At 48.8% G+C, this 18,223-nt stretch carries 15 protein-coding genes; 12 read left to right on the top strand and 3 right to left on the bottom strand.

Going from position 1 to position 18,223, the window contains the following annotated elements; genetic code table 11:
• The first annotated feature begins 14 nt into the window (after positions 1–14).
• From carA to pyrG, 3 genes are all read left to right on the top strand, one after another.
• On the top strand, positions 15–1,100 hold the full coding sequence (gene carA, locus ACI2NF_RS00245; RefSeq protein WP_177970968.1) for a glutamine-hydrolyzing carbamoyl-phosphate synthase small subunit: 1,086 nt from the start codon (positions 15–17) through the stop codon (positions 1,098–1,100).
• Positions 1,097–4,309 carry a carbamoyl-phosphate synthase large subunit gene (gene carB / locus ACI2NF_RS00240; protein ID WP_400210915.1) on the top strand — a complete coding sequence of 1,071 codons (3,213 nt, stop codon included), beginning with the start codon at positions 1,097–1,099 and terminating at the stop codon, positions 4,307–4,309. Before carA ends, carB begins: the two co-directional genes overlap by 4 nt.
• A 161-nt stretch (positions 4,310–4,470) precedes the next feature.
• The gene (gene pyrG / locus ACI2NF_RS00235) at positions 4,471–6,084 is read left to right on the top strand and encodes a glutamine hydrolyzing CTP synthase (RefSeq protein ID WP_400151714.1); all 1,614 of its coding nucleotides are present in this window, start codon (positions 4,471–4,473) and stop codon (positions 6,082–6,084) included.
• Here the strand turns inward: pyrG and ACI2NF_RS00230 are convergent, their stop codons facing one another.
• Positions 6,085–6,582: a regulator of amino acid metabolism, contains ACT domain protein gene (locus tag ACI2NF_RS00230; RefSeq protein WP_400151716.1), complete on the bottom strand. Its 498-nt coding sequence runs from the start codon at positions 6,580–6,582 to the stop codon at positions 6,085–6,087.
• Between the two features lie 190 nt (positions 6,583–6,772).
• On the opposite strand from ACI2NF_RS00230, the gene mgtA reads away from it, so the two are divergent.
• The 6 genes from mgtA (at position 6,773) to ACI2NF_RS00200 (ending at position 13,302) form a co-directional block, all read left to right on the top strand.
• On the top strand, positions 6,773–9,457 hold the full coding sequence (gene mgtA, locus ACI2NF_RS00225) for a magnesium-translocating P-type ATPase (protein WP_400210914.1): 2,685 nt from the start codon (positions 6,773–6,775) through the stop codon (positions 9,455–9,457).
• A gap of 115 nt (positions 9,458–9,572) precedes the next feature.
• Entirely contained in the window at positions 9,573–9,884 is a 312-nt protein-coding gene (locus tag ACI2NF_RS00220) for a chorismate mutase (protein ID WP_400148159.1), read from the top strand.
• A 68-nt stretch (positions 9,885–9,952) separates the two neighbouring features.
• Positions 9,953–11,014: an aspartate-semialdehyde dehydrogenase gene (asd, locus tag ACI2NF_RS00215; RefSeq protein ID WP_400206377.1), complete on the top strand. Its 1,062-nt coding sequence runs from the start codon at positions 9,953–9,955 to the stop codon at positions 11,012–11,014.
• A gap of 10 nt (positions 11,015–11,024) precedes the next feature.
• A complete protein-coding gene (locus ACI2NF_RS00210; RefSeq protein ID WP_400210913.1) occupies positions 11,025–12,173 on the top strand; it encodes a homocysteine biosynthesis protein in 1,149 nt (382 codons plus the stop codon).
• A 5-nt stretch (positions 12,174–12,178) separates the two neighbouring features.
• Complete coding sequence (locus ACI2NF_RS00205) at positions 12,179–12,583, top strand: 4Fe-4S binding protein (RefSeq protein WP_400148162.1); 405 nt, start codon at positions 12,179–12,181, stop codon at positions 12,581–12,583.
• Entirely contained in the window at positions 12,580–13,302 is a 723-nt protein-coding gene (locus ACI2NF_RS00200) for a UPF0280 family protein (protein WP_400150398.1), read from the top strand. Before ACI2NF_RS00205 ends, ACI2NF_RS00200 begins: the two co-directional genes overlap by 4 nt.
• Here ACI2NF_RS00200 and ACI2NF_RS00195 read toward each other — a convergent pair.
• On the bottom strand, positions 13,285–13,845 hold the full coding sequence (locus tag ACI2NF_RS00195) for a DUF7121 family protein (protein ID WP_400210912.1): 561 nt from the start codon (positions 13,843–13,845) through the stop codon (positions 13,285–13,287). The genes ACI2NF_RS00200 and ACI2NF_RS00195 overlap by 18 nt on opposite strands.
• 162 nt (positions 13,846–14,007) lie before the next feature.
• Here ACI2NF_RS00195 and ACI2NF_RS00190 point away from each other — a divergent pair, with 162 nt between their 5' ends.
• The gene (locus tag ACI2NF_RS00190; protein ID WP_400210911.1) at positions 14,008–15,783 is read left to right on the top strand and encodes a class I adenylate-forming enzyme family protein; all 1,776 of its coding nucleotides are present in this window, start codon (positions 14,008–14,010) and stop codon (positions 15,781–15,783) included.
• Between the two features lie 5 nt (positions 15,784–15,788).
• Here ACI2NF_RS00190 and ACI2NF_RS00185 read toward each other — a convergent pair whose 3' ends face one another.
• On the bottom strand, positions 15,789–16,733 hold the full coding sequence (locus ACI2NF_RS00185; protein WP_400210910.1) for a DUF5685 family protein: 945 nt from the start codon (positions 16,731–16,733) through the stop codon (positions 15,789–15,791).
• Between the two features lie 67 nt (positions 16,734–16,800).
• On the opposite strand from ACI2NF_RS00185, the gene ACI2NF_RS00180 reads away from it, so the two are divergent.
• Both ACI2NF_RS00180 and ACI2NF_RS00175 read left to right on the top strand, forming a co-directional pair.
• Complete coding sequence (locus ACI2NF_RS00180) at positions 16,801–17,070, top strand: hypothetical protein (RefSeq protein ID WP_400196970.1); 270 nt, start codon at positions 16,801–16,803, stop codon at positions 17,068–17,070.
• 18 nt (positions 17,071–17,088) lie between these two features.
• Complete coding sequence (locus tag ACI2NF_RS00175; protein WP_400210909.1) at positions 17,089–18,222, top strand: radical SAM protein; 1,134 nt, start codon at positions 17,089–17,091, stop codon at positions 18,220–18,222.
• The last annotated feature ends 1 nt before the right edge of the window (position 18,223 follow it).

The following is an 18,223-nucleotide window of genomic DNA, read 5'->3' as shown; positions in this document are numbered from 1 at the left end:
CCATCATTATATCGATGGCAACCAGTTACTTGCTTCTCGAGGACGGAACCGTTATGGAGGGTGAATCGTTCGGTTACGATTCATCCGCTTACGGTGAGGTCGTTTTTACCACAGGTATGTGCGGTTATCAGGAGGACGTAACAGATCCTTCGTTCCGCGGGGAGATCCTAGTCTTCACATATCCTTTGATAGGGAATTATGGCGTGAGGAAGGAATTCGAACAATCCGATGATGTCCATGTGCGCGGTGTCGTGGTCTCGGAATATTGTGAGCATCCGTCCATGGTCTATGGAGGGGAACCGTTCGGGGATTACCTCAAGGCTCACAAGATACCTGCGATAACAGGCATAGACACGAGGGAACTCGTTGTCAAGATACGTGAACAGGGAGCATTCAAGGGTGCGATCATCAACGATGCGAGCAAGATAGAGGAGACGCTGAAGAATTTGAGGACGATGGATTCCCCCATGTGTGAGAATCTCGTCGATCAGGTATCTGTAAAAAGCACCATAAGCATCGATAACGGGAAAGGATTGAGGATCGGTGTCATCGATTGCGGTACGAAGAGAGGTATCATCGATCATTTGTCCCAAAGATTCGACATCGAGATATTCCCATATGATACGCCTTCGCAGGTCATCGTGGATTCAGGTGTCAAAGGCATCATGATAACGAATGGTCCGGGAGATCCCGCTCATCCCGCATTGAGGGACACCACGGTCAGAACAGTCAAAGAACTTTCCTCCTTGATGCCCATGACAGGGATATGCTTCGGAAGCCAACTCATCGGTCTGGCGATGGGTGGTAGCACATACAAGATGAAATTCGGTCATAGGGGAACCAATCAACCTGTGAAATATGAGGGCAAAGTGTTCATTACATCGCAGAACCACGGATATGTCGTTGACGATCATAGCCTGGATGGTACCGGACTCATAGTCGATCAGGTGAACGTGAATGATGGTACGGTCGAGGGTGTGAGACACAGGGACCTTCCGATATTCACATGCCAATACCATCCCGAGGCGGCACCTGGTCCGAATGATACTACATTCCTATTTGATAAATTCAAGAAGATGGTCCAGGAGGGGAGATTGTGAAGAAGGATTACAAGAAGATCATGGTCATCGGTTCTGGACCGATAGTCATAGGACAGGCTGCCGAATTCGATTTCTCAGGTTCACAGGCATGTAAGTCCGTCAGGGAGGAGGGTTACAAGACCGTCCTCGTCAACTCCAATCCTGCAACGATCCAAACGGATGTGGATATGGCCGACAGTGTCTATGTGGAGCCTTTACAAGCGGATGTAATAGAGAAGATCATAGTCAAGGAAGGCGTGGACGGTATCCTCGCAGGTATGGGCGGACAGACCGCATTGAACATCTGTTCTGAGCTTGCGGATAAAGGGGTCTTGGAGAAACACGGCGTCACATTGCTCGGTACACAGCCCGAAGCTATAGCGAGGTCGGAGGACCGTGAGCTGTTCAAAGAGGCTATGGAGAAGATAGGTGAGCCTGTTCCTAAGAGCATGAGTGTCAATTCCATCGAAGAGGCACTGAAGGCTGTGGAATACATAGGATCATACCCTGTTCTGATCCGTCCCGCATTCACATTGGGAGGTACCGGAGGAGGTATCGCATACGACGAGAAGGAACTTAGGGATATATGCGCCCGCGGACTCTCGTATTCGCGTATCCATCAGGTATTGATCGAGGAATCCGTTCTCGGATGGAAGGAATACGAATATGAGGTGATGAGGGACAGCAAGGACAACTGCATCATCATCTGTACCATGGAGAATCTGGATGCGATGGGAATACACACAGGCGAGAGTATCGTGTGCGCACCCATCCTTACCATCTCTGATGAGGATCACCAGAAACTGAGGAATTCAGCGATCAAGGTCATTCGTGAATTGGGTATCGAAGGCGGATGCAATGTACAGTTCGCTTTCAACCCTAAGAACAGCGATTATCGTCTGATAGAGGTCAACCCCCGTGTCTCAAGGTCATCCGCATTGGCATCGAAGGCGACAGGCTATCCGATAGCGCGTGTCTCTGCCAAGATCGCATTGGGTTACACATTGGACGAGATACCTAACAGGGTCACCGGAACGACATTCGCGGCATTCGAACCCGCCATAGACTATGTGGTCGTCAAGATCCCCAGATGGCCGTTCGATAAGTTCCGTACCGTGGACAGGCATCTCGGCACACAGATGAAATCCACCGGAGAGGTGATGTCCATCGGAAGGAATTTCGAGGAGGCACTTCTCAAGGGAGTGAGGTCATTGGAGATCGGTTCCTCATACCTCAACTCGCCGGATATGACCGAGGATGAGATAGAGGAGGAGCTCAGACATGCTACCGACAGACGTCTGTTCGCGATAGCGGAGGCCCTCAGGAGAGGCCATGATCCGGAGCAGATCTCCGAGTTGGCCCAATGGGATAATTTCTTCACATTGAAGATCAAGAACATAATCGATATGGAGAATCTGATAAAGACCGAGAAGCTCACACCAGTGTTGTTGAGGAAGGCCAAAAGGATGGGATTTCCGGATTCGGTCATCGCATCGTTCTCCAACATGGAGGAGTTCGATGTACGTGAGATGAGGCAGAAGGAAGGGATCTTACCTGTCTACAAGATGGTAGATACATGTGCGGCGGAGTTCGAAGCCAAGACACCATATTTCTATTCAACTTACGGTAACTCATGCGAATCTACACGCGATAAGAGCAAGAAATGCGTGATAATCATCGGTGGCGGACCGATCCGTATAGGACAGGGTATCGAGTTCGATTATTGTTGCGTGCACAGTGTTATGGCTTTGCAGGATGCAGGCGTGGATGCTGTGATCATAAACAACAATCCAGAGACGGTATCCACCGATTTCGATATCTCCGACAGGCTGTATTTCGAGCCTCTCACTTTGGAGGACGTACTGAACGTCATCGAGAGGGAGGAAGCGGACGGTGTCATAGTCCAATTCGGAGGTCAGACCAGTATAAACCTCGCGATGGATCTTGAGAAGGCATTGGCCGGTACCAAGACGAAGGTCCTCGGTACCACGCCCGATATGATGGATGTGGCTGAGGACAGGAGGAGATTCTCGGCATTGATGAACGAACTCGGCATCAGACAGCCGGATTCAGGTACAGGATACTCATTCGAGGAAGCTAAGGAGATCGCCGAGAGGATCGGTTATCCTGTGCTCATAAGGCCATCATACGTCCTTGGAGGACGTGGCATGGAGATCCTCTATTCGACGGAGGAACTGAAGACATACATCGATACAGCTGTTCGCGTATCCAGGAATCATCCGGTACTCATCGACAAGTATCTTACAGAGGCCATAGAGTTGGATGTGGATGTCGTATCCGATGGGACCGATGTCTACGTCGGCGGGATAATGGAGCACATAGAGTATGCGGGTGTCCACTCAGGGGATGCTACCATGGTGTTGCCTCCGATCACATTATCCAAGAAGATCACCGAGGAGGTCATCGACATCTCAAAGAGAGTCGCTTTGGCGCTCAACATAAAGGGTATGATGAATCTCCAATTGGCGGTCAAGGACGAGCAGGTATGGATGATCGAGGTCAACCCGAGGGCATCACGTACGGTACCGTTCATATCCAAAGCGACAGGGATCCCTCTTGCCAAGATCGGTACGCAGATCATGTTGGGCAAGACGTTGAAGGAACTCGGTCTGACCATGGAATACAGGGCGATAGATCATTATGCGATCAAGGAATCCGTATTCCCATTCCTCAAGCTGCCTGGAGTCGATTCAATCCTCACGCCTGAGATGAAATCCACAGGAGAGGTCATGGGTATCGATGAGGATCTTGACATAGCATGTTACAAAGCGGAGATCGCGTCAGGTACGAATCTCCCTATGGAGGGCGGAGTGTACGTCACCGTGAATGACGGTGATAAGCCGAAGGTGCTGAATTGTGTTAGAGATCTCTATGAGATGGGATTCAACATCTACGCTACGAAGGGAACATCGACATTCCTCAGGAAGAACGGTATACAGACGACCACAGTGTTCACATTATCCGAGAAGTACAAACCTCAGGCTACGGAGTACATGAGGAGCGGAATGATCAATATGATCATAAACACACCCTCGAACAAATCCGGTGCCATAAGGGACGGATATCAGCTCAGACGTCTCGCTGTTGAATTGGAGATGCCTTTCCTCACCACTGCTAACGGTGTTAAGATGGCCGTCGCTGCGATAAAGGTCCTCAGAGGAAAGGATCTGACCGTGAAGTCGATGCGTGAATACCACACGTTCCAATGAACCCTTTTAGGGAGGTACTCCTCCCTCACTCTTTCTTTTCATATATTTCAAGACGACATCATATATGTTAGATGTGTCTTGATTATTTTTGATATCATAGACAATTGTCTAATCAAATAGTTTATCTATAATCAATGTGTTGTACAAATCCCGTTGATTATATGAAGTTGATTTTCGTCAGCGGCGGAGTGATTTCCGGTCTCGGAAAGGGGATAACAGCATCGTCGATCGGACGTTTGCTGAAGGCACGTGGTCTTAACGTATCGATGATCAAGATCGATCCGTATCTCAACATAGATGCAGGTACGATGAATCCATATGAGCATGGTGAGGTGTTCGTTCTCAATGATGGGGGAGAGGTGGATCTCGATCTCGGTAATTATGAGAGATTCTTGGACATCGATCTGAACAGCGACCATAACATCACCACAGGTAAGGTGTACAGGTCGGTCATCGAGAACGAGAGGCACGGGAACTACCTTGGGAAGACGGTGCAGATAATACCTCACATCACAGATGAGATCAAGAGGAGGATAACATCCATCGCGAGGGAGAGCGGTGCGGATGTCACTATCGTGGAATTGGGTGGTACGGTCGGAGACATGGAATCCATGCCGTTCCTCGAAGCTGCAAGACAGCTCGGAAGGGATCTTGGAAGGACCGAGAACGTCATGTTCGTACATACGACATTGATCCCGATCATGGGTTCCGTAGGTGAGGAGAAGACCAAACCTACGCAGCATTCCGTAAAGGAGCTGATGGCCATAGGGATACGCCCCGACATCATAATCGGACGTTGTTCGCAACCCATATGCGAGGCAGCGAGAGCGAAGATCGCCATGTTCTGCGATGTGGATGAGAGTGCCGTTATCTCCACCCCAGATGCCCGTTCGATATACGAGGTGCCGTTGAATCTCGAGAGACAAGGCGTTGCCGATATCATAATCGATAGGATGAAACTGATGCCTATGACAGGCAAGAGGGATATGACAAAATGGGAATCGTTCCTCTCCAACATATTGTCCCCCGTGAGGGAAGTGACCATCGCTGTCGTTGGAAAATACACATCATTGGCGGATTCATATCTATCTCACATCGAAGCGTTGACGCATGCAGGTTCCGAGAGGAAGTGCAAGGTCAATGTGAGATTCATCGATTCCGATTCTTTATTGAGCGAGGGTCCCGCTTCCCTGTTATCGGATGTTCATGGTGTCCTGATCCCGGGTGGGTTCGGGAACAGGGGTATCGAAGGGAAGATCGAGGCTACGCGCTATGCACGTGAGAACAAAATCCCGTTCCTGGGCGTATGTCTCGGTTTCCAGATCGCAACGATCGAGATCGCAAGGCATGTCCTTGGGCTGAAGGATGCGAACAGTACCGAATTCGATAAAGACACACAGGATCCCGTGATCTGCCTGATGCATGAACAGGAAGGCGTGGACGACATGGGTGCCACTATGAGGTTAGGTGCTCAGAACGTGATCCTGGATAAGGATTCCAAGGCATACGGGTTGTATGGTTCGGAAAGGATATCCGAGAGGCATAGGCACAGATACGAGGTCAATAACGGATACGTGGACCAATTGGAGAGTGCAGGTTGGAGATTCGTAGGACGTTCGGAGAATGGGGATACGATGGAGGTCGGTCAGTTGGAAGGGCATCCGTTCTTCATGGCATCGCAGTTCCATCCCGAGTTCAAATCACGTCCGATGAGGCCGTCGCCATTACATCTTGGACTCGTGGATGCGGCCATCGAGTACAAAGGGTCGGAGTGATCATCTCAATATGACACTCTTGACTCCGCGACAGGACCTCAACCTCGGGATGTAGACCGGCGGAAGCTGACCGTCCAATACAGCGATCAGACGTGCCTCGTTCTTATTCCCTCTGTCATCGACCACAGCCTGTCTTATGGATATCCCTGCGATGAATATCACCTGCGTGATGTCAGCCAATATCCCTGGTTCCGATGCATCCTCCGGGATGATCTCTATGACACTGCATCCTATGTCGGGGGCGACATCGGATAACAATGCCATGCATTTGAGCTTGGAGAATATTGGGAGCAGGTTGGGCGAGGATTCTATCTTCTCCACGGTCGCTCTGACGACGCGCCTATCCACCTTCGCCGCACGTCCGAGGGATGAGTCCGATATCTCGATGTCACCGCAGTACACCTTCCCATCATTCACGGATAGTCCTTGTTTGAGCATGACGGTCGCAACATTCTTCTGAGACGGGAACCCGTCGAATTCGGATAAGGATATGTCCATGATATAGTATTCAAGTGTACATATATGTACATTATTGTATGCGACCCATATGGAACAGTTTTGTTCCAATTGAGACAGGCAAGGTGTGCCAGCCAGCATATATCGGATGTGGATGGCAAGGACTAACTTTAAACGTAAAACACCTTACCGTTGATTCGTGGTAAATGGTTTAGTTGACCCGGATATTAGAATGAAGTTCGCTGTGTCATCTGACGCAGAGACTGTGATGAAAGGACTAGATAGCAGACCCGAGGGGCATTATAACGAAGAAGTGACCACATCCCGTATCAAATTCGGGGACAATGTCGTTACCAATCATAACAAACACGTGGTTCTAAAAAGACTCTATCACGCATTCGTTAACGTCTTTATTATCGCTTTAACAGCTATCGATATTCTTTGGCCGGTATGTGCAATCATAGGCGGCGAAGAGATCGATTACACCTATCTCATTATTTTGACCACTCTCATTTTCGTGAGTGGTGCTATGACCTTCATCCAAGAGACCCGCAGTAGTAATGCTGCCGCTAAACTTGTGAGCATGGTTACTACGATCATCACCCTCCGTCGTGAGGATGTGGAGATCGAGGTCGACTCCGCCGATCTTGTCGTCGGAGACATAATCATTCTTGATGCCGGCGATATGATACCTGCCGATGTCAGAATAATAAAATCGAATCATCTGAAGGTCGATCAGTCTGCACTCACCGGCGAATCCGGTGGGGTGACGAAGACCGATGAACCGTTGGCGGATTTCGACAGCCTTCTCGGATGCTCGAATCTCGCATTCATGGGTTCTAACGTCATCAGCGGTTCCGCAGAGGCCATCGTCGTCGCTGTCGGTGATGATACGATTTTCGGTTCGATGACAGAGAAGATCACCAGGGACAAGGCCAAGACGACATACGACAAAGGATCCAAGCAGATCACGAAGGTCCTTGTCAAACTCATGGTCTACATGGTGCCTCCGGTGATTATCATCATGATCGCGAAAGGTCTGATGAACGGAGAGGATCTCGTAGACGTCTTCAAGACCGCCGCATTGTTCGCGGTCACATTGGCAATCGGACTCATGCCCGAGATGTTGGCGACCATCGTTTCCACCAATCTCGCGAAGGGTTCCATCGACATGTCCAAGAAGAAGGTCATCGTCAAGGACGTCACATCCATCCAGAACCTAGGTGCGATGGATGTTCTATGTTCCGATAAGACCGGAACACTCACCGAGAACAGGATCTCCGTGAAGGATTGTAATGATATTCACGGTAACAGTAGTCACATGGTCGAAGTGTTCACCGCTCTCAACAGCAGGAATCTGAAATCATCCACCAATCAGATCGATTGGGCGATCGATGAGTATGCAGAGGAATGCGGATTCGTCGAGGAGCTCGAACAATATCCGTATGTCGCAGATGTACCGTTCGATTTCTTCAGGAGAAGGGCCACAGTCGTCGTCAAACAGGATGAGGACATCAACCTCGTGATAACGAAGGGTGCAACACCCGAGATACTCTCCATCTCCACAGGATATCTGGATGGGGAGAGGAACATACAGGTCCTCGACAACAAGGTCAAGAATGACATCATGGGCCTTGTCGAATGGTACAGTGAGAAGGGCATGCGCGTCCTCGGTATCGCGTACAAATATGTTCCCAACGGCAAAGTCGTTACCGTGGAGGACGAATGCGATCTGATCTTCATCGGTTTCGTAGTGTTCACCGATCCCGTCAAGGAGAGTGCTAAGACCGCGGTCATCGACCTCAGGGATTACGGTATAAAGACCAAGGTCCTGACCGGTGACAACGAATTCGTCACACGCTACATCGCGGATCAGATAGGTATCTCCACAGAGAAGATGATGGTCGGACCTCAGATCGATGGCATGACGGACGATGAACTCAAGGAGCACGTCGAGGAGACGGACGTCTTCGTAAGGTTGACTCCTGACAACAAATCACGTGTCGTCAAGGCATTGCGTGAGAACAGACACACCGTAGGACTCATCGGTGATGGTATCAACGATATCATAGCGATGAAGGATGCGGATGTGAGCATCTCCGTCGATACAGGAACGGATATCGCGAAGGATACGGCAAGCATGATCCTTCTGGAGAAGGACCTTGGTATCCTGAGGGACGGAGTGATCGAAGGAAGGAAGGTCTACGTCAACACGATCAAGTACGTCAAGATGATCGGTTCGATCAACTTCGGATACATGTTCTCATTGATCCTGGCATCATTGCTGTTCAACTTCACGCCTATGGGTGCGATGATGATATTGATCTTCAACCTGGTCAACGATTTCGCATGTCTTGTCATCCCATGGGACAAGGTGGAGGATGAATTCGTCAGAGAACCGCGTAAATGGGATGCTGTCAATCTAAAGAATGTGATGTTCAGGTATGGGCCAATGTGTCCTATCACAGATATCATGTCGTGGCTGTTCTTCACGTTCGTCGTATGCGCAGGAATAACTGTGGTCGGCGTGGATGGATTCACAGGCAATATGGGCGAAGCGATCATACAGAGAGTGGATCTGTCAGGAACGTCATATGAGATATTGTTCCAATCACTATGGTGCATAGAACAGTATTGGATGCAGGTTTGGGCGATCCACATCGTTCGTACCAACAAGCTGCCGTTCTTCCAGACATGGTCATCCAAGATACTCGTTGCCACGACGATCATCGCGCTCGTGCTTGGTACTGTGCTTCCGTTCACAGGTCCCCTTTGGGAGATCATCGCGGGAGGTGTCGGTATCGAGATACCGCTTTGGTCACTGCTTTGGATGCCGTTCATCGCATGCGTCTACTTCTTCGGTGCACACTTCATCAAGAAACGCATGCTGAAGACACACGGCTATTTCGCTTGTTGAAGCATATAAGGGCCTTCGGGCCCACTTTATCTCTTTTTAACGATGAGCCAAATGTGATTTCTCAGAAACAACTTTTAATATCTTCCACGTTTGGGATATTTGCAGGTGAACGGTCTTGCCTACGACTTCCGAACTCAGGAACATGATAAAGGAAATGGATCAGCAGATAATCGAGTCCATAGCAACACGTCTGGAAATCGCGGATGAATTGGCAAAGGCCAAGAAACTCTCCGGTCAGAGTTATTGGGACGAGAGGAAGGAGAAAGAGGTCGTTCAGAGATATCACGAGCTTTGTCAGGAGGTCAGTCTCTCCGAGGGAGAGGCCAAGCAGATTGCTGAAGTGATCCTCAAGATCTCGAAGGAAAGGCAACATCATTTCTTCGAGCGAGCTCAATCAGTCTCATCGCAACGATGTGAAATGCGATAGGGCTCCGAACACAACTTTATTATTGCGATGTATTTACGGCGATATTAGATACAGTTGGTGATGGATGAATGAGTAAGGTCAAGGTCGCGGTTTTAGGTGCAACTGGAATGATTGGACAGAGATTCATCGAGATGCTCGAGGATCATCCGTATTTCGAGATGGAAGGTCTCTACGCATCGGAGAGGTCCGAAGGGAAGAGACTCGGTGATGTTCTGAAGGTCAGGGATCACGTCTACAAGGACGAGACGTTGGACAGGAGGATCGAGGCCATGGATCTCGACAAGATATCCAAGAACTGCAGGATCGCATTCAGCGGTATACCTTCGGATCTCGCAGGCCCTACCGAGACGGAATTGGCCGAGAAAGGAATAGGGGTGTTCACCAACGCAGGTTCACACAGAATGGACAAGAATGTCGCCATATTGATACCTGAGGTGAACCCACAGCACATCGAATCCATCAAGGATCAAAGCACATACGATAACGGTGGATTCATCATCACCAACGCGAATTGTTCATCCACAGGCATTGCAGCACCTCTCGCGGCATTGAATGACGCATATGGTCTGAAACAAGTGTTCATATCCACATACCAAGCCCTATCGGGAGCAGGTTATCCCGGTGTCCCGTCATTGGATGCGGTCGGTAACGTCGTACCATTCATCAAGGGCGAAGAGGAAAAGATGGAGACGGAACTCGCTAAGATGCTCGGTAAGTACGAGAATAAGCAGTTCAAATTCGCTGATTTCAAGGTCTATGCGAATTGCGTCAGGGTGCCTGTCGTCGATGGTCATCTTGAATCGTTGACCTTGAGCATGGATTCGGAACCATCGATCGATGAACTCACAAGAACATTGGAGAACTTCAAGGGCGAGCCTCAAAAGCTCGGTCTCCCGTCAGCACCGGAAGACCCGATCATCGTCAGGAAGGAGGAGAACCGTCCTCAACCAGCATTCGATGTCTTCGCAGGAGGTACGGGAAGGACCAAGGGCATGGCTGTCACGCTCGGAAGGATAAGGAAGAAGGATGAATTTTACAAAATCTTTGCACTTTCTCACAATACCCTTAGGGGAGGTGCCGGAGGTTCTGTTCTGAATGCTGAACTTGCATATGTGAAGAAACTCATTTGAAGGGGATATTGTGGCAAAGACGTATGAGGAGATCAACGAGAAGATCCGTCAAAGAAAAGCAGTTGTATGCACCGCCGAGGAGATAGTCGATCTCGTCAGGCAAAAGGGTGCGGAGAAGGTCGCAGAGGAAGTGGATGTCATAACCACCGGAACATTCGGTGCGATGTGCTCATCGGGCGCTTTCATCAATTTTGGACATTCAGATCCCCCGATCAGGATGACGAACATCCTGCTGAATGATGTCGAGGCATACGGGGGCCTTGCAGCTGTGGATACATACATCGCGTCGACCTCAAAATCACCAAATCCCGAAGGATACGGTGGCGGACACGTCATCGAGGACCTCATCGCAGGTAAGAGGATACATCTCCGTGCATGGGGACCAGGTACGGATTGTTATGTCAGGAAGGACATAAACACCTACATCACCATCGATGACCTCAACGAATGCTACATGTTCAACCCCCGTAACTGTTATCAGAATTACAATCTCGCCACTAACACATCTGACAGGACTTTGCACACCTATATGGGCAAGCTCCTCCCGAGGATGAAGAACGCCACATACAGCTCTGCAGGACAGCTCTCCCCATTGCTCAATGATCCCCATCTCGATACGATCGGTGTCGGTACACACATCTTCCTCGGAGGGGGAGAGGGTTATGTTTCATGGCAGGGAACGCAGTTCAATACGGAGACACCAGAGAAGAACGGCGTACCCGTATCAGGTGCAAGGACATTGGCGTTGATCGGTGACATGAAACAGATGGACAGGACATACGTCCGCGGATTGGATATCTATGGATACGGTACATCGATCGCGATAGGTGTCGGTGTCCCGATACCTGTGCTCAACACCGAGGTCGTCGAACGTGCATCGATCTCGGATGAGGAGATCTTCACGAACATGATCGACTACAGCGTGACATCAAAGAACAGACCTGTTCTCGGTCAATACAGCTATGCACAGCTCAGATCGGGATCCATAGAGTACGAGGGACGTAAGATCAGGACATCCTCATTATCATCATACTGGGGTGCAAGGAAGGTGGCCTCAGAACTCAAAGATTGGATCGAGAGAGGGGAATTCGAACTCACGCAACCCGTGAGGATGATGCCCAAGAAAGGCAAGGTGAAGGGTCTTGCTGTGAAGGGGTGAACGATATGGAGAAGAAATACAAGATCAGATTCTCGGATGAGGATGCATTGCAGGAATCCATCGTTTACAAGCTCGTTTCCGAATATGGCATAGAACCTGTCGTTCTGCGTGCCGAGATAGAGGGGAGCGGAGGGATATTGTTGATCAAGATGAGAGGGGAGGAGTCGCAGATAAACACGGCGATCTCCAATCTTGGTAAGGCGAACATATACATCGAGGAGTTGGGGAAGCATATCGACCGCGATATGGAGAAATGCTTCAACTGCGGTTCATGCGTATCGGTCTGCCCCACCAAATCATTCACCATCGACCCTGAGACATATGAGGTGCACTTGGATGTGGACACATGCGTCGCATGCGGTGCCTGCATAACATCCTGTTCCACCAAAGCTGTCGCCTTAAAACTATGAGATCGATACATTTCGAGGTCGGAGAGACCGCAGTAACGGTCATCTCCGACGAAATCTATCATAAATGCGCCAAGGATGCGATCTTTGAGGCAAGGGATATCATACTCGCTAAGATTGCGAACGATCCATTCTTCAAGATAACCTATGATCCCTATCCTGTTTCCAACATCGATGATGAGTTGATAAGACGTATGTGTGTCGCATCATCTAGATCGGGCGTAGGTCCGATGGCCGGTGTGGCGGGTGCTGTCGCATCGTATGCCGTTGAGCGCATGGTCGAGGGTGGAGCATCATACGCCATCGTTGAGAATGGCGGAGACATCGCGATGATGATCGATCGCGATGTATCCGTCGGTCTTTATTCGGGCGATGATAGGATGAAGGACATCGCATTGGACGTGAAACCTAGGGATCATATCTTCGGCATTTGTTCATCCTCGGGGAACATAGGTCCTTCGGTATCATTCGGTATCAGCGGGATATGTACAGTGATATCCGATGATGTCATCCTTGCGGATTGTTGTGCTACATCCTTGGGCAATCTTGTGAAAGAAGGTACTTCAGAGATGTTATCGGAAGCATTGGATTCGATATCGTCGATAGAAGGTGTGGATGGATGCCTGGCGTATGTGAACGGATTGTTCGGAACGGCAGGCAATGTTCCAGACCTGATAAGAAGAAAAGTGGATTCGGACGATGCATCACGCATCGTCTTCTAAACTATCGATAGCACCGAACGGATCGTTCTTGAGATCTTCCAATTCTTTCAGTGTGTTGAGGAAGGCTTCATGTTCGCGATTGGCCGATTCCCTGCATTCGATGGATTTCTTGTGTGCGATATCGGAGAGTTTCCTCGCGACATCTGCATCTTCATAGCATTGCATCATCAACTGGTGTGCAAGCTGACCCTTTGAAGCGAATGATGCCATCTCATCGTGGTATCTGTTGCCTTCGGATTTGGCATTGTCATATTCGTCCCCGCCCTTCTCTTTGAGTTCATTGGCCTTCGCATGCATCTGATCCCTGAGGGCTTTGAGTTCACGTACCTTCTCGTTGCAGACATCACGTTCGGACTTGGCCTCTACGGCCTTCTTGGAGAGTTCCTTCGCTCTTTCGGAATTGATGTTACGGGTGTTGACCCAATTCTTCGCTTCCTTGTTGAAGTCGTCCCTTGCACGTTTGTGATTGTTAGTCTCTGCATACTTGTCCTTACAGATAAGGTCCAAGACAGATACATTGGATGATACGGTGTTCGCGTCCATCGGAAATGCGGAAAGCAACGTCTAATAAAAACATTGCTCATTGGTTCTTGGCAGGGGTCAAGTGATATCATATCAATCTTCTTTACAATATGATAGAGGCCGATTGAGGCGTAACGCTTTTATCAATAATGGATGTACTCGCACAGGACCGAAGGGATATGGATGGACGATTTCCCAAGACCGTGGATCAAATATTATGATTCTTCAAAGACTACGCCTGATATCAATTACCCCAGAACATCGACGTATGAATTGGTGAGGGGGGCTGCCGAGAGGCTGCCAGACAATATTGCATGTGAGTTCGAGAACAAGGAGACGACATATGCGGAATTCATCAAGAAGGTGGATCATGTTGCGGCATGTCTTCAGGCGATGGGAGTCAAGAAAGGCGATAAGATACTCGTCTGTATGCCAAATTGTCCCCAGGCCATACAATTGTTCTACGCATCCTCCAAATGCGGTGCGATATGCGTATTGATCCATCCGCTCTCAGCTAAGAAGGAGATAGAGTATTATCTCAACAATTCCGGTTCCAGGATAGCGTTCACGCTCGATGGGTTCACCAACAATTTCATCGCAGTCAAAGACGATGTGCCAAAGCTCGAGAAGGTGGTGATCACATCGATCAAGGATGAGTTATCATTCATCAAAAGCATAGGGTATTCACTCACACTCGGAAGGAAGGTACCAAAGTATCCGAAGAAGGATTACATGATGGGTTGGAAACAATTCCTCAATCTTGCTAGAACGGAGGATTACGTGGATGTGGAGGTCAAAGGGGAGGATCCCGCATGCATCCTGTATAGCGGAGGTACCACCAGCGTATCCAAAGGTATCCTGATATCGAACGATAATCTTAATTTCACGTCATACGGGACACTTGCCATAAGCAACTGCTTCCCATGTTTCATAGAGGACATGTGCACAGACAAAGCCACCGAATTGATCAAAAAGAGGGATTACATCGTTCTTTCCGTCATGCCGATATTCCACGGTTTCGGATTGGGCGTAGGTATCCATTCATTTCTCATATTCGGAGGCAAATGCGTCCTTGTACCGACATTCACTCCAGAATCATACGCTAAGCTCATCAAGGAGAAACATCCGAACTTCATCGCAGGAGTTCCGACATTGTTCGAGAAGATGATCGGTCTTGACATCATGGCGGATGCGGATATGTCCTCGCTCGAGGGGATATTCTGCGGAGGGGATTCGCTTCCAGAATCCACAAGGAAGAAATTCAATGAATTCCTCGCTACGCATAATGGTAAGACAGTCATAAGGGAAGGATATGGCCTCACGGAATGTGTGACAGCATCGTGTATCACACCTGTCAACGAGTATCACGAGGGAGGCATAGGCATCCCATTCCCCAACGTTCTCTTCAAGATCGTGAAATACGGAACGGAAGAGGAGGTGCCGTATGGCGAGGAGGGAGAGATCTGTATGTCTGGACCGAATGTCATGATGGGCTACGTAGGTGATCCCGAACTCACTGCGAAGACACTCAGAGTGCACAGCGACGGAAGGACATGGTTGCACACAGGCGATGCGGGTTCCATAGACTCTGACGGATTCGTTTATTTCAAACAGAGATACAAGAGGATCATCGTCAGTTCAGGTTACAACATATACCCATCACAGATCGAGGATGCCGTTAACAAGTATCCTGGTGTCAAGACATCATGTGCGATAGGCGTACCGGATCCGGTAAGGCAGCAGAGGGTCAAGGTCTATGTGGTCCTCAATCCTGGTGTCGAGGGCAATGAGGAATTGAAACAGAAGCTCATAGCTCACTGCAGGGAATATATCGCAGCATATGCCGTTCCGAAGTTATTCGAGTTCATAGATGAATTACCGCATACGAAGGTCGGTAAGATAGCATACAAGGAACTCGAGGAATACGACAGGAAGATGAGGGAAGAAGGATCGAATTGAAACGATCATATCGATGAAGGGGGGAGACCTCTATTCATCCTTCCATTCAGCATGTTCTTGAGGCTGAGATCCATCTTATCTCCGCGGATGATCCTGTGAGCGGATGCCGATAGTCCGACATTGATGATGTTATCGATTATGTTGTGATTGAATCTCAGACGTGGGCGAACGACGGCATAGGAGTCCTGTATGTCCTTTATGGCCTTGCCCATGATCTCTCCGATCATGAAGATGTTGTCCCTGATGAACTGTTTCTTGTCATGGAATGAATCATTGTCGACAAGGAATGGGTTGTATTGCCCTTCCTTGTGATCTTCGTCAAGGTCCTCTATAGCATCCATAATGTATGCCCATATCCCGAATCCTCTGAATAATTCTCTGATGTCATCATCGATCCTATTTCCCAGCATGAGATCGAAGACATCCAACATGGATTGGGCCGAATACTTTCCCATGATGAATGGATCCTTCTCACCAGTCCCTTCTATCCTGCGCAGTTCCTCATAACCTTCCATGATGACACGATCATACTCTGGGAATTCCTTGCATGCATTCCTTATCGCAGGGTTGAGCGCTAGCAATCCCAATTTACCTTTCAGATTGTTGTTGTTATCCGCTACATCATCCACAAGGCTGTTCTTAGCCACAAGGATCGTGTATGCTGTGAGCTTATGCATCAACTCATCATCCGATGCGCTGTGTCTGAATATGCACAGGAAACCTCCAGGCTTGTTATCGATCAGTTTTCCCTCATCGAGTATGGAGTTGAAGAACAGGTTCGCGAAGGTCATCTCATAATTCACTGTCAACGTCGGTATGTACCCATATTCCTCTCTGAGGTGATGACAGGTCTCACAGTAGTAGCTTCTGTAGATCCTTCTGTCGTCATTGGAGAGGAGGCCTTCGACGGGTATCGTATAACCGAACATCGTGCCAGTATCGGTGGACATTACTTTAATATATTGTCCAAACAATCACATTCCATTCAAGCACGTTAGATCGTGTGATGGTGAAAGAATGACAGCTGATTCCAAATCAAATAAAGACCTGGCTGATGAGTACAATTCACAGTCAATCCAATCATTCGGAAGGATGAACTACAAAGGACCTACGGGCAAAGAGGATTCATGGGAATCCAAAGCACATACGGACGGTCCTGCATGTTATGATTGCTGTGGACCCAAATGTCTCGTATCATTCATCGGTATCATCGTGGTCCTTGTTGTCTGCTGTGCATACACATCTCAAGACGGACAGTGCTGTTCGATCTGCTATTGGCCGTTCTGAGTCCAATAGGATGTGCTAATGGTGGGGCAATTCGTTACTGTCATAGTCAAACCTACGTTGGATTGTAATATCGACTGTAGGCATTGCTACCATCGCAGTTGTGACCGTTCTGATAAGATAATGGATATCAGCACGTTCGAGAAGACGGTCAAACTGGTCAAGGATGGATTCGATTCATCCAGATTCATATGGCATGGAGGGGAGCCCCTCCTTGCACCTGTGAGTTTTTACAAATCTGTATTCTCAGTTCAGAAGAGATATTATCCTCAAGGATGCGACAATACCATACAGACCAACGGTACTCTGCTGAACAAACGCTTGATAGAGTTCTGCAGAAGTAACAGGGTCAACATCGGGATATCATACGAGGGCGGATTCGAAAGAGGATTGCGCCCAGGGATGGATACCAAGAAGATCGATAAGTTGGTCGATTTCATGGTGAACAAGGGACACATGTTCATGATAAGTGCCACCATCCATGGCGGAAATGTGAATGATATGTCCGCCATATACGAGAAGTTCAAAGGGATGGGTGCATCATTCTCATTCAACCCTATCATAATGTCGGGTACAGCATGCGATAATCCCGATCTTGAATTGGATTCAGATGTGTATGTTCAGAATGCCATAGAGGTGTTCGATGAATGGATCAGCGACCCTTCGGTCAAGATATCCGTTCTTCCGTTCTACCCATACGTGATGACGGCATTGGATGGTGTTCCGAACATCTCCGATTGTCCGCATTCGTCCTGTTTGATGAAATGGATATGCGTCCACCCCAATGGCGATGTGTATCCTTGCGGTAAGGCATGTCCTCCCGAGTTCCGTCTCGGGAATGTGAATGAAGTGAGTTCAATCGATGAATTGTTCGATTCGGACGGCATGAGGAACATTCTCGTCCCTTCGATACAAAGAAGGAATGAATGCTCCGATTGCGACATCTACAGATACTGCAACGGAGGGTGTACCATCGATGCCCTTGCGGACGGTAAGATTGATTCTCCCGGCGGTTCTGCGTGCAGGATATACAAGGGTCTGTTCACACACATCAAGGACACTGTCGAGGATATAATGGCTAAGAAACCGGACATGAATGCGTATAACGGCTTCATCAAGGATGCAATCCTCAACAGATTGATCAATCCGCAGTGAG

This window comes from Candidatus Methanarcanum hacksteinii, assembly GCF_964305265.1.
GTDB classification, from domain to species: Archaea; Thermoplasmatota; Thermoplasmata; order Methanomassiliicoccales; family Methanomethylophilaceae; genus Methanarcanum; species Methanarcanum hacksteinii.
The sequence above is the reverse complement of the archived record's forward strand: the minus strand, read 5'-3'. Positions and strand labels throughout refer to the sequence as shown.